The 12772-nt window shown below is 61.0% G+C and carries 10 protein-coding genes; 1 reads left to right on the plus strand and 9 read right to left on the minus strand.

Going from position 1 to position 12772, the window contains the following annotated elements; genetic code table 11:
- Positions 1-3 precede the first annotated feature (3 nt).
- The 5 genes from C5F71_RS07580 to pmbA form a co-directional block, all read right to left on the minus strand.
- Positions 4-615, minus strand: coding sequence for a superoxide dismutase (locus tag C5F71_RS07580; RefSeq protein ID WP_029291805.1), 612 nt, complete (start codon positions 613-615; stop codon positions 4-6).
- Between the two features lies 1 nt (position 616).
- The gene (locus C5F71_RS07585) at positions 617-1060 is read right to left on the minus strand and encodes a hypothetical protein (RefSeq protein ID WP_029291807.1); all 444 of its coding nucleotides are present in this window, start codon (positions 1058-1060) and stop codon (positions 617-619) included.
- A gap of 27 nt (positions 1061-1087) precedes the next feature.
- Entirely contained in the window at positions 1088-2464 is a 1377-nt protein-coding gene (locus C5F71_RS07590) for a lyase family protein (RefSeq protein WP_104910902.1), read from the minus strand.
- Positions 2457-2852 (minus strand): hypothetical protein, encoded by a 396-nt coding sequence (locus tag C5F71_RS07595; protein ID WP_029291811.1) that lies wholly within the window; start codon positions 2850-2852, stop codon positions 2457-2459. Before C5F71_RS07595 ends, C5F71_RS07590 begins: the two co-directional genes overlap by 8 nt.
- A 150-nt stretch (positions 2853-3002) precedes the next feature.
- Positions 3003-4349 (minus strand): metalloprotease PmbA, encoded by a 1347-nt coding sequence (gene pmbA / locus C5F71_RS07600; protein WP_070994106.1) that lies wholly within the window; start codon positions 4347-4349, stop codon positions 3003-3005.
- Between the two features lie 108 nt (positions 4350-4457).
- Between pmbA and yjgA the strand changes: the two genes are divergently transcribed.
- The gene (yjgA, locus tag C5F71_RS07605; RefSeq protein ID WP_029291815.1) at positions 4458-4979 is read left to right on the plus strand and encodes a ribosome biogenesis factor YjgA; all 522 of its coding nucleotides are present in this window, start codon (positions 4458-4460) and stop codon (positions 4977-4979) included.
- A 45-nt stretch (positions 4980-5024) separates the two neighbouring features.
- Here the strand turns inward: yjgA and tldD are convergent, their stop codons facing one another.
- From tldD to rng, 4 genes are all read right to left on the minus strand, one after another.
- Positions 5025-6467 (minus strand): metalloprotease TldD, encoded by a 1443-nt coding sequence (tldD, locus tag C5F71_RS07610; protein WP_029291818.1) that lies wholly within the window; start codon positions 6465-6467, stop codon positions 5025-5027.
- Positions 6468-6483: 16 nt separating this feature from the next.
- Positions 6484-7332, minus strand: coding sequence for a carbon-nitrogen hydrolase family protein (locus tag C5F71_RS07615; protein ID WP_092238265.1), 849 nt, complete (start codon positions 7330-7332; stop codon positions 6484-6486).
- Between the two features lie 48 nt (positions 7333-7380).
- Positions 7381-11196 carry a YhdP family protein gene (locus tag C5F71_RS07620; protein ID WP_104910903.1) on the minus strand — a complete coding sequence of 1272 codons (3816 nt, stop codon included), beginning with the start codon at positions 11194-11196 and terminating at the stop codon, positions 7381-7383.
- Between the two features lie 75 nt (positions 11197-11271).
- A complete protein-coding gene (gene rng / locus C5F71_RS07625) occupies positions 11272-12729 on the minus strand; it encodes a ribonuclease G (protein WP_029291823.1) in 1458 nt (485 codons plus the stop codon).
- Positions 12730-12772: the final 43 nt, after the last annotated feature.

The raw sequence follows: 12772 nt of genomic DNA on the forward strand, positions 1-12772 counted from the left end.
GCATTAAGCCAGTGCAGCCTGGTAGCGCTCAGCGACTTCCGGCCAGTTGATAACACTGTAGAAGGCGTTGATGTACTCAGGGCGACGGTTTTGATAGAGCAGATAGTAGGCGTGCTCCCAGACGTCCAGGCCGAGGATCGGCGTATTGCCGTTCATCAATGGGCTGTCCTGGTTGCCACTGCTTTCGACGACAAGGGTCTTTTGCGGGGTGACGCTCAGCCAGGCCCAACCACTGCCAAAGCGAGTCAGCGCGGCCTTGGTGAATGCATCCTTGAATGCGTCAAAACCACCCAGCTGCGCGTCAATCGCCTGACCCAAGGCGCCCTCGGGCTTACCACCGCCCTTGGGCGACATGACCGCCCAGAACAACGAATGGTTGGCATGCCCACCGCCTTGGTTGATCACTGCCGCACGCAGTTTTTCCGGTAGTTGCTGGACGCTGGAGACCAGCTTTTCTACCGGCCAGCCTGCAAACTCGGTGCCTTCGACGGCAGCGTTGAGGTTATTGATATAGGTCTGGTGGTGCTTGGTGTAGTGGATTTCCATGGTTTGCGCATCGATATGCGGCTCCAGGGCATCGTAGGCGTAGGGCAAGGCAGGCAAGGTGTAGGACATATCAATGTGCTCCATAAAAAGGGCTGTTGCGGGTCGGCGTATCCGTCTGCGCCGTATTGCTGCCCAGTAAGCGATGGGTACGGGGGTACTCGCCGTGATCGCTGATGAAATTCAACAGTTCGACGTAGGTCTTGCTGCTCTGGCGCAAGGCCGCCTCGCGCAATGCTTGAGGCAGCCGGGTGTCCTGCATCGTCTGCAGCAAGCGCTGGTGAATGGCGCAGAGGTATTCGGCGCTTTCCTCAGGCTGGTTCAAGCGCAGGTGCAGGTCCGCCAGGTTGTGGTGGGAAATAACGCAAGCTGCCACGGCCTCGTCGGCATCACCCCAGCGCTCAAACAACACTTGGGCCAGGGCCAGGGCCTGCAGGTAATGCTCGCGGGCATCCACCAGTTCGCCCTGCATAAAGCAGCGATTGGCCCGTTCGATCGTGCGTTTCCAGTGCTCCATGGTGAGCCTCCAAAGCAGGGTCGGTAATTACACGCCACCCGCCGTGAGCTTTTCCGGGTCCAGCAGGACTTCCAGTTGGCTGCGCGGCAAGTCGGTGTGCTCGAGCGCCACATCAATCACCGGCCGGCCTTGTTGGTAGGCTTTCTTGGCGATTTCAGCGGCCTTTTGGTAACCAATGATCGGGTTGAGTGCAGTGACCAGGATCGGGTTGCGCGACAGCGCTTCCTTGAGCTTGGGTTCGTTGACCTTGAAGCTGGCGATGGCCTTGTCCGCCAGCAGGCGGCTGGAGTTGGCCAGCAACTCCAGGCTGCCGAGCAGGTTCTGGGCGATGATCGGCAGCATCACGTTGAGTTCGAAGTTGCCGGACTGGCCTGCGATGGTGATTACGCTGTCATTGCCGATAACCTGTGCTGCAACCATCGCGGTGGCCTCCGGGATCACCGGGTTGACCTTGCCGGGCATGATCGACGACCCCGGCTGCAGGCCTTCGAGCTCGATTTCACCAAGGCCTGCCAGTGGGCCGGAGTTCATCCAGCGCAGGTCGTTGGCGATTTTCATCAGTGTTACGGCAATGGATTTGAGTTGGCCGGAAACGGCAACGGCAGTGTCCTGGGAGCCAATCAAGGCGAACAGGTTCTTGCCCGGTGTGAACTGCACCTGGGTCAGACGGCTCAGTTGCTGGCTGAAACGTGCAGCGAATTCTGGGTGTGCATTGATCCCGGTCCCAACCGCGGTGCCGCCCTGAGCCAGGGCCTGCAGACTTGGCAACAGGCCTTGCAGGTGACCGATATTGGCCTTGAGTTGCTGCGCCCAACCCTCCAGGACCTGGCTCATGCGCACCGGCATGGCATCCATGAGGTGCGTACGCCCGGTCTTGATGAACGGATGGACTTCAACCGCCTTGCGCTCGATCACTTCAACCAAGTGCAGCAACGCCGGCAAAGTCTGCTCATGCAGCACCAGCGCGGCGCTGACATGGATGGTGGTCGGGATGATGTCGTTGCTGCTCTGCCCGCAGTTGACGTGGTCGTTGGGGTTGACCGCCTCGCCCAGCAGGCGGCTGGCCAGGGTCGCGATCACTTCGTTGGCATTCATGTTGGAACTGGTGCCGGAACCGGTCTGGAAAATATCCACCGGGAAATGCTGCATGAAGTCGCCTTCCAGCAAGCCCTGGGCGGCCTCGACGATGGCTTTGCCCTGGCCTTCGCTGATCTGCTTGAGGTCGACATTGGCCTTGGCGGCCGCCGCCTTGGCCAGGATCAGGGCGCGAATGAACTGGGTCGGCATGCGTTGGTGGCTGATCGGGAAGTTGTTCACCGCACGCTGAGTCTGGGCGCCATACAAAGCTTCTGCGGGTACTTGCAACTCGCCCATGCTGTCGCGTTCGATACGGGTATTACTCATCGGAAGATCCTTGCACCAAGTCGGAGTGAGAAATAGACGGCAACAATTCACAGGTCGCCAATTGCCAGGCAAAGGTCTGCCAGCGCTTCAGGCGGCAGGCACAGTGAGAGAGGTTTTCCAGGTCGCGTAGCGGGCGCCAGGCCTGGTCCAGGCACGTGGACCGCCAATGCCAGGGCAAAGCGATATCGGTGGCGGTATCGATCAACAGGCGAAACGAGGTCTCAGCGATGGTCCACGGGTGCGTGGCCGTGCAGCAGGCCAGATAACGCCCTTCGTTTAGGTAATGTTCGATCAGGCGTGGCTCGTCAGGGTTGAGCCCACAGCGAATCTGGCGACTCATCCAGCGCCAGCTTTCCAGGTAGGGATCCTCGTGCAGGACAGAACTCATGATCCAAGCTCACTCGATAATGATATTTATTATTAAATGATATTGAGAATCAAAACAAGCTATTGAACCTATAGCTTTGTCGGCCTTGTGAGATTCCAGGCAAAAAAAAGCGCCACCCTTGGGGTGGCGCTGCTGTGTAAGGAATAGTGTTTAGCTGCCGGCAACGGTCATGCGTTCGATCAGCACAGAACCGGTGCGGATATTGCTGCGCAGTTCCAGATCGTTACCCACGGCGACGATCTGCTTGAACATATCGCGCATATTACCGGCGATGGTCACTTCCTGGACGGCGAACTGGATTTCACCATTCTCCACCCAGAAACCCGCCGCGCCTCGGGAATAATCACCCGTCACCATGTTCAAGCCGTGCCCCATCAACTCGGTCACCAGCAAGCCACGGCCCATGCGTCGCAGCAGCGCCGCCTGGTCTTCATCGCCATGGGTCACGAACAGGTTGTGAACGCCACCGGAGTTCGCGGTACTGGGCAAACCAAGCTTGCGCCCGGCGTAGGTGCCGAGCACATAGGACACCAGCTCACCATTTTCGACAAACGGCTTGGCGTAGGTCGCCAGGCCATCACCATCAAAGGCCGAGCTACCCATGGCGCGCATCAGGTGCGGACGCTCATCCAGGGTCAGCCACTCAGGGAACAACTTCTGCCCCATCGCCCCCTCAAGGAACGACGACTTGCGATACAGGTTCCCCCCGGAAATCGCCCCCAGGAAGCTACCGAACAGACCGCCGGCCAACTCCGCCGAAAACAGCACCGGCACTTCGCAAGTCGGCACCGGGCGCGCGCCCAGGCGGCTCGCGGCCCGTTGCGCAGCGCGCTGGCCAATGCTCACCGGATCCGCCAGCAACTCACCCTGGCGGCTTACGTCATACCAGTAGTCACGCTGCATCTGGCCATCGGCCTCGGCGATCATCACGCAGCTCAAGCTATGGCGTGTCGACGCATAGCCGCCGATAAAGCCATGACTGTTGCCATACACACGGCAACCCTGATGAGTGCTCAGGGTAGTGCCATCGGCATTCTTGATCCGGCTATCGGTATCGAATGCCGCAGCTTCGCAGGCCAGGGCCTTTTCGATGGCCTGCTCGGGAGTGATATCCCAGGCGTGATACAGATCGAAATCTTTCAGGTCGCGCGCCATCAAGGCCGCATCCGCCAAACCGGATGCCTCGTCTTCGGAGGTGTGCTTGGCAATTGCCAGGGCGGCAGCAACGGTTTCGCGAATGGCTTCCGGACCGCTGGCCGAGGTACTGGCCGACCCCTTGCGCTGCCCTACATACAAGGTGATGCCAAAACCCTGGTCACGGTTGAACTCAACGGTTTCCACTTCCCGCTGGCGCACCGAAGTCGACAAGCCCTGCTCCAGCGACACCGCCACTTCACAGGCACTGGCACCCTGGCGCTTGGCCTCGGCAATGATCTGCTCAACTTGTTCCTGCAGTGCCGGTAACGCTTGTGGACCGACGCTTTGGGCTGCACTCATGGTTTTCTCCACTCAAATTCTGCTTTCGGTTAAGGCCATCGAGCGACCGGGCCGGACAAGCGGCCCCCGACTGGTTATCATGGCGGCGTTTCTTTGCGGACTGCCACCATGGTTGATTCTTACGACGACTCCCTCGATGGGGAGAAAAGCAAAACCCAGGTCAAACGCGAGCTGCATGCTCTGGTTGATCTCGGCGAGCGCCTTACAACACTCAAGCCGGACTTGATTGCCAAACTGCCATTGACCGACGAAATGCGCCGGGCCCTGGCAGATGCACCCAAGCACACCGCGAACATCGCGCGTAAACGGCACATCATGTTTATCGGCAAGCTGATGCGCGACCAGGACACTGACGCCATTCTGACTTTGCTCGACCAACTCGATGCTTCCACCCGCCAGTACAACGAACGCTTCCATAACCTGGAGCGTTGGCGCGACCGCCTGATCGGCGGTGACGACGCTGTATTGGAGAAGTTCGTCCTGGACTATCCGGATGCCGACCGCCAGCAACTGCGCTCCCTGATCCGTCAGGCCCAGCACGAACTGGCACAGAACAAGGCGCCGGCCACCAGCCGTAAAATCTTCAAGTACATCCGTGAGCTGGACGAGACTCAACGCGGCCTGCGCTGATCCTCTTCCCCGGGTGGCGGTCTTCGCCACCCGAAGCTCCACGCCTTACGATCCCGTGCCACCCACGGTGATCGCATCAATTTTCAGGGTTGGCTGGCCGACACCGACCGGCACCGACTGCCCATCCTTGCCACACATCCCTACACCACTGTCCAGCGCCAGGTCGTTACCGACCATCGACACCTTGCTCATGGCCTCCGGACCGTTGCCAATCAAGGTTGCGCCCTTGACCGGTGCGGTGATCTTGCCGTCCTCGATCAAATAGGCTTCGCTGGTAGAGAACACGAACTTGCCGCTGGTGATATCCACTTGGCCGCCACCTAGGTTGGCGCAATAGATCCCGCGTTTGACCGAGGCAATGATCTCTGCCGGGTCGCTTTCGCCCGCCAGCATGTAGGTATTGGTCATGCGCGGCATCGGCAAATGCGCGTAGGACTCACGCCGACCGTTGCCGGTGCGCGCCACGCCCATCAGGCGCGCGTTGAGCTTGTCTTGCATATAACCCTTGAGCACGCCGTTTTCGATCAGCGTGGTGCACTCGGTGGGCGTGCCTTCATCGTCGACGCTCAGGGAGCCACGACGACCGGCCAATGTACCGTCATCGACGATGGTGCAGAGCTTCGAGGCGACCATTTCGCCCATGCGCCCGCTATAGGCGGAACTGCCCTTGCGGTTGAAATCGCCTTCCAGGCCGTGCCCCACCGCTTCATGCAGCAATACACCGGACCAGCCCGAACCCAGCACCACCGGCAGCGTACCGGCCGGCGCCGGGATGGCTTCCAGGTTGACCAGCGCCTGGCGCAACGCCTCGCGGGCGTAGCCCATGGCTCGGTCTTCGGTGAGGAAATAGCGATAATCCGTACGCCCGCCGCCGCCATGGCCGCCACGCTCGCGACGGCCGTTCTGCTCGACGATCACACTGACATTGAAGCGCACCAACGGCCGCACATCCGCCGCCAGGCTGCCATCGGTGGACGCCACCAGGATGCGCTCCCAGACACCGGCCATGCTCACACTCACCTGCTGGATACGCGGGTCGAGGGCACGGGTTGCGGCATCTACACGCTTGAGCAGCTCGACCTTTTCGGCCCGGCTGATCACTTCCAGCGGGTTGTCCGGGCCGTACAACTGGGTCACGTCCTGGGTGCTGAACGCCTGCACGGTACCGTTCTGGCCGGCACGGGAAATCGAGCGCGCCGCACGGGCTGCCAGGCCCAGGGCTTCCAGGGTGATGGCATTGCTATAGGCAAAGCCGGTCTTCTCACCGGACTGCGCACGCACCCCAACCCCTTGGTCCAGGTTGAAACTGCCGTCCTTGACGATCCCATCTTCCAGGGACCATGACTCGGAGATCTGCCCCTGGAAATACAGGTCGGCGGCATCGATGCCAGGCCCGGCCAGGTCGCCCAGTACGGTTTGCAGACTTTCGATGGTCACGCCACCGGGCGCCAGGAGGTGTTCACTGACTGAGGACAACAACTCGCTCATAGGTTCGGCCTTAAATTCATCGTTCTGAAGCAGGTCGCTGTGCGCCCTGCGAGAAAAAGCGCCGGTGGCCTGCCACCGGCATGCGCGCCCGTATCGACGCTTGTTCGCTACTATCACGTTCGGCCAACAACACCGCTTCGCCTTGATCCTGTTGCGCCAGCACCCGCCCCCATGGATCAACAATCGCCCCATGACCATAGGTTTCCCGCGGTCCCGGATGCACGCCACCTTGTGCGGCCGCGAGCAGGTAACACTGGGTTTCGATGGCCCGCGCACGGATCAACACATCCCAGTGCGCCGCGCCCGTTACCGCCGTAAAAGCCGAGGGTGCGGTAATCAATTCGGCACCCGCAGCACGTAATTCGCTGTATAGCTCCGGGAAGCGCAGGTCATAACAGACCGTCAGCCCCAGGCGCCCGACCGGCGTATCGGCCACCACCACTTGGTTGCCGTAAGCATAGTCGTCGGATTCACGATAACGACCGCGCGCGTCAGCCACATCCACGTCAAACAGGTGCAGCTTGTCGTAGCGAGCAACGATCTGACCCTGCGCGTCGATCAACAACGAGCAGGCATTGGACTTGGCATCGGGGTGATCCAATGGAGGCAACGGCAATGTGCCGGCCACTATCCATAAGTTGAGGTCACGGGCGGCCAGTTTCAACCAGGGCAGGATCGGCCCATCGCCCAAGGCTTCGGCGCGGCCGATGGCGGCCACATCGCGCCGGCCCATGGCGGCGAAGTTTTCCGGCAGGACCGCCAGTTGCGCGCCCCCTGCCGCCGCCTGCTCCAACAAGCGCCTGGCCTGGGCCAGGTTGGCCAGGACATCGCTCTGGCTGACCATCTGGATTACCGCAAAGGACATGGGCCGACACTCCATAAAAAGCATGGGGCCATGCTACTCCACAGGCGCTTATTGTGGTTTTTCAAATGGCTTGTCGAAGGTGATTTTTGGATCTTTCCATGGCCCTTCCACCTTGTACTGGACGCTGGCAAAACGCGAAACCCGATCACCGATCAACTTGTCGATCAAAAACAACGCGCCACCAATGGCCGGCGCGCCGACGATCAATGCGGCGATAGGCAGGTTGTTGGTCACCGGCAAGGTCACCAGTAACTTGGCATCGACGCGATCAGCCACCAGGTCCAGGGTACCGTTGAGTTCCAGGTTGCTCGACGGCCCCGTGAGGATTATCGGCTCGCGGGTCACAAACACACCGTTGCTGGCAGCCAGCAGGCCCTTGACCCGGTCATAGCTCAGGCCCTTGCCAAGCAAGTCCGAGAAGTCCAGGCGCAAACGCCGGCCAATGGAGTTGAAGTTCAGCAGGCCAAACACCCGCAACGCCTGGGCACCGCCCTCGACCTCGACAAACTGGCCTTTGCGGAACGACGCATCCAGGCTGCCGGAAAAACGCTTGGGCCCAACCCACGCAGGCGAACCCGGCCAGCGCCCGTCTACATCCAGATGAAAATCCTGGCTGGTCACGGTGGGCGCAAAGCCCCAGCCCTTGAGCACATCGGCGATATTCTTGCCGTCCAGGCGCCCCTTGTACCAGCTGTTGCTGGCGCCAGGAGCCCCTTCCCAACCACCAGCGCCCTTGAGCTGCATGCCTTTGAGACCCAGGTCGAGGTTGTTGAAGGCCATGCCCTTGGCTGTCGGACGCACCTTCAAGGACCAGGCGCCGATCAGGTCGGGGCCCTGGAACAACTGGGCAATGGCGATATCCAGCGCGGGAATATCCTTGGGATCGATGCCGGCCAGGGGGTCAGGCGCGTTTTCATCGGCCTGTACCGTAGGGTCGACCGCCGGCAGCTTCACATACTGCAGGTTGATGGCAATGGGCGCGCCCTTGGCATCTGGCAGGCCAACAGTGCCCTTGGCCTGCTGGCTGTCGAGCTGCAGGCCCCAGGCGGCGGGCTTGCGATCCAGTTTCAGGGTGACCTGATCGAGTTGGGTCCCAAACCCGGTCAGCTTGCCAATCTTGAAATCGGCACTGCTCAGCAGTTGCTTGGCATTGCCGCCCGGATCATTGCCGGCGTAGCGCTCCACCAACTTCTTCCAGGGATCGATATCCAGTTCCGACAGCACCCCGCGAATCCGCAGGCCCTTGCCACCGGGCAGCAAGGCATCGCCGTCACCGAGGAACAGCTCGCCCCGGCCCTGGGCGAAGTTGTCCGCCGGGGCTGCAAAGGTAAAGTTCGCCAACTCTCCATAATCAAACCAGTAACGCCGCTCCGCGCCTTGCAAAGTCATGCGGAACACACTGTCACGCCCCTGGCTGGCGGGCATGCCAAATGGCGCAGGCAAGTCCACCGCCACGCCCTTGAGGTTGGAGCTGACCCGCAACTGGCTGTCGGCGCCATCCAGGTCAAGCTGCAGTTGATACGGGATATCCCCGGATACCGGCAGCGGCTGGCTGACTTTCAGCCAGTCGGTAAGGCGCTTGACCGTTACCTGGCCCTTGGCGGTGACCCGAGTGCTGAGATTGCCCGGCTTGCCCCCAGGCGCAATCTGCGCCGTGATCGGCCGGTCGAAGGCTTGGGCGCTGATGTTCTGGCCACTCAGGCCCTTGGCGCTGTCGAAGCGGAACTCGCCCTTGAGCTGGTTCAGGTCCAGGGTCGGCTCGGCCAGTTGCAGGCGCGCCTTGTCGGTCTTGAAGTCCACTACAATTTTCGGTTCGGTGCCCTTCGCCAGGGGAATATCCAGGTCCAGGGAACCCTGTAGGTCGCCCTCGCCTTTCCAGCCGGCAAACGTCGACGCCGTGCCGATGGGTGCGTCCTGGAGGATCTTCAGGCCGTCCCCCAGACCGCCGGCAAAACCGCCCGTCAGCAGCAAATGGCTGTCATGGCCGGGCAGCGCATGGGGAATGTTGACGTAGATATCCTTGACCTTGGTATCGAGCAGTTGCCCCTTGCTGGCCAGGATGCGCACGCCGGTCTCTTCGACGAACACTTCACCGGCCACCTTGCTGACATGGGGCCAGCCCGGCTGGAACGCCAGCTCGGCGTCATGCACCTTGAAGAACAGGCTGATATTGCGCGCCGCCGTCACCGCATCGTGGTTCAGCGAGCCTTGGTACTGGAAGAAACCTTCATCGACCGCGCCCTTGAGAATCGCAGTACGCAGCCACTCATCCAGGGCCGGGCTCAACACAGCCGGCAAGTATTTGGAAGTAAAACGCCCATCGCCATCGACCATGCCGACCCGCAGGTCCATGTAGTCTTCCTGGCTATGATCGAAATGCAGGCGAATCAGGAAATCCGCCGCGACCTTGCCCTCTTCCCCAAGCACCTTGATATACGGCGCGATCAGGGTGAAGCCTTGCTTATCCAGCTTCCACGTCAGGCGTGCATTGGCCTGGATGTACTGCCAGGGCTTGGCGAAAATCGGGTCCAGGTGCAGGACGAAATCCTTGCTGTCCATGCGCAACTCGCCCTGGCCCAGGTCGCCACTGATGCTGCCGGATACATTGCGGGCCGCCGGCGCGCCGAAATAGGCGTCAAAACCCACGCGCTCGAGGTTGGCAGCGAAGCTGACGCGCTGGTCGCCGGCCTCCTGCGGGCGATAATCGACCCGCACATTGCGCAGTACGCCCGTGGCCTTCAACGCTTCTACGGTCTTGGCAAAACCTTCCGGCAATGGCGCCAGGGCGTTGAGCAAAGGGGTAATCGGCGTCAGGTCCAAGCGGTCGGCCTGCAGGTTCCAGGTCTCTTGTGCCTTGTCGGTAGCCAGGGTTTGCTGCAATTGCAGGTGCGACTCCCAACGGGTGTCGCCCAGGTTCATGGCCAACGAGTCGAAGACCACCTTTAGGCCACTGTCACTGCGCTGCAGGTAGGCCGTCAGCCCCAGATTCTGGATGCTCGTGGATTTGCGCTGGGCGTAACGAACCTTCACCTGCGGCGCATTGAGCCGCGCGGCCGCGCTTTGCAACGTGCCATTGGCCCAGGTCAGCCAGAATTCACCACCGGCTTTCAACTCGCTGAGCTTCCAGTCCCGGGTCAACTTCGCCGGAACCCATTGCGCCCAATTGCTCTGGGGCAGGCTCAGGTAAGCCTGGACCTCGCCGTCGCGCCACTGGCTGGCACGGATCCGCGTGCGCAGGCTCAGGGCCAGCGGTTGCCCATCGGGCAAGGTCAGGCGGGCATCCAGGCGCTGGCGAGTGGCACCGGTTTGCAGGCTCAAGCCCACGTAGGTCAAGGTCAGCGGCGCTTGGTCGAACGGCTGCAAGGTAACCTGGCTGTCCAGCAGCGAGACCTTCGCCACCGCTCGCATGCGCTTGAGCAGTTGCTCCGGGTCCAGGGGTTGGTCGTCCTGTACCGGCAGGCCTTGCAATGCCCAATGGCCGTCCTGGTCCTCCTTGACGCTGAGCTGCAAGCCGCTGACTTCCAGATGGGCGATGCGCACATCCCACGCCAGCAGGCTGGCCCAGAGATCGGGCACCACTTGCACCTGGTCCAGGCGCAGGGCGCTAGGGCCTTCGCCGACCATCACATCATGGGCGAGCAATACCGGGGCAAAGCCGCTCCAGCGCCCTTCCAGGCTGCCGATGCTCAGTGGCATGTCGACCGCCGCCTGTGCCTTGGCCTCTACTTCGCCGCGGTACTCCGCGACCAATGGCGTCAATTCACGGCCCAGGCTGACGTAGACCGCCGCCAGTACCAACAGCAATGCACACAGGCCAAGGCCCCAACGGGTCAGTGCGGCAAAAAAGCGTTGCAGACGCTCCATGTCAGGCGACCCTCAAGGTAATAGTCGGACGGCAGATCAAGGTTTGCCGGTCTCGTTGAAAAGGACTGATGCGGATCAGAGCAGCACCACGTCGTATTGTTCCTGGGAATACATGGTTTCGACCTGGAAACGGATGGTGCGGCCAATAAACCCCTCCAACTCCGCAACGTTGCCCGACTCTTCGTCCAGCAATCGGTCCACCACCTTCTGGTTGGCCAAAACTCTGTAACCCTCGGCCTGGTAAGCGCGCGCCTCCCGTAGGATTTCCCGGAAAATCTCGTAGCAAACCGTTTCCGGGGTCTTCAACTTGCCGCGCCCCTGGCAACTGCTGCACGGCTCGCACAGCACTTGCTCAAGGCTTTCGCGAGTACGCTTGCGGGTCATCTGCACCAGGCCCAACTCGGTGATACCGATGATGTTGGTCTTGGCGTGATCGCGCTCCAGCTGCTTCTCAAGGGTGCGCAACACCTGGCGCTGGTGCTCTTCATCTTCCATGTCGATGAAGTCGATGATGATGATCCCGCCCAGGTTACGCAGGCGCAGTTGGCGGGCAATGGCAGTGGCGGCTTCGAGGTTGGTCTTGAAGATGGTTTCTTCAAGGTTGCGATGGCCAACGAAGGCGCCGGTGTTCACGTCAATGGTGCTCATGGCTTCCGCCGGGTCCACCACCAGATAGCCGCCGGACTTGAGCGGCACCTTGCGTTCCAGGGCCTTCTGGATTTCGTCCTCGACGCCATACAGGTCAAAAATCGGCCGCTCGCCGGGATAGTGTTCAAGGCGGTCGGCGATTTCCGGCATCAGTTCGGCGACAAATTGCGTGGTTCGCTGGAAAGTTTCCCGCGAATCGATGCGAATTTTCTCGATCTTCGGGCTGACCAGATCACGCAGGGTACGCAGGGCCAGGCCCAGGTCTTCATAGATGACGCTCGGCGCGCCGATGGTCTTGATCTGGGCAGCGATCTGATCCCACAGGCGCCGCAGGTAGCGGATGTCCATGAGGATCTCGTCGGCACCGGCGCCCTCGGCGGCGGTGCGCAGGATAAAGCCGCCCGCTTCCTTGATGCCTTCGGCCGCCACGCAATCGCTGACGACCTTTTTCAGACGCTCACGCTCACCTTCGTCTTCGATTTTCAGGGAAATGCCGACATGGGCGGTGCGTGGCATGTACACCAGGTAGCGCGATGGAATCGATAGCTGCGTGGTCAGGCGCGCGCCCTTGGAGCCGATCGGGTCTTTGGTGACTTGCACCACCAGGCTCTGCCCTTCATGCACGAGGGCGCTGATGCTCTCGACCGCCGGACCTTCGCGCAACGAAATTTCCGAGGCATGGATAAACGCAGCACGGTCCAGGCCGATATCCACAAAAGCTGCCTGCATGCCCGGCAATACCCGCACGACCTTACCTTTATAGATATTGCCAACGATCCCGCGCTTCTGGGTGCGCTCGACGTGCACTTCCTGCAAAACACCGTTTTCTACCACCGCCACGCGCGATTCCATCGGCGTGATATTGATCAGAATCTCTTCACTCATGGCTGGGTCTCGTTCAGGCGTTTTCACAATAGTGGCCGATCGC

The organism is Pseudomonas sp. LG1D9 (genome assembly GCF_002949995.1).
Taxonomy (GTDB): domain Bacteria; phylum Pseudomonadota; class Gammaproteobacteria; order Pseudomonadales; family Pseudomonadaceae; genus Aquipseudomonas; species Aquipseudomonas proteolytica.

Excerpts from the sequence above, each read along its gene's own strand:
- C5F71_RS07590 (WP_104910902.1), bottom strand. The coding sequence starts at position 2,464 with ATGAGTAATACCCGTATCGAACGCGACAGCATGGGCGAGTTGCAAGTA.
- C5F71_RS07595 (WP_029291811.1), bottom strand. The coding sequence starts at position 2,852 with ATGAGTTCTGTCCTGCACGAGGATCCCTACCTGGAAAGCTGGCGCTGG.
- C5F71_RS07620 (WP_104910903.1), bottom strand. The coding sequence starts at position 11,196 with ATGGAGCGTCTGCAACGCTTTTTTGCCGCACTGACCCGTTGGGGCCTT.
- C5F71_RS07580 (WP_029291805.1), bottom strand. The coding sequence starts at position 615 with ATGTCCTACACCTTGCCTGCCTTGCCCTACGCCTACGATGCCCTGGAG.
- tldD (WP_029291818.1), bottom strand. The coding sequence starts at position 6,467 with ATGAGCGAGTTGTTGTCCTCAGTCAGTGAACACCTCCTGGCGCCCGGT.
- rng (WP_029291823.1), bottom strand. The coding sequence starts at position 12,729 with ATGAGTGAAGAGATTCTGATCAATATCACGCCGATGGAATCGCGCGTG.
- C5F71_RS07585 (WP_029291807.1), bottom strand. The coding sequence starts at position 1,060 with ATGGAGCACTGGAAACGCACGATCGAACGGGCCAATCGCTGCTTTATG.
- C5F71_RS07615 (WP_092238265.1), bottom strand. The coding sequence starts at position 7,332 with ATGTCCTTTGCGGTAATCCAGATGGTCAGCCAGAGCGATGTCCTGGCC.
- yjgA (WP_029291815.1), top strand. The coding sequence starts at position 4,458 with ATGGTTGATTCTTACGACGACTCCCTCGATGGGGAGAAAAGCAAAACC.
- pmbA (WP_070994106.1), bottom strand. The coding sequence starts at position 4,349 with ATGAGTGCAGCCCAAAGCGTCGGTCCACAAGCGTTACCGGCACTGCAG.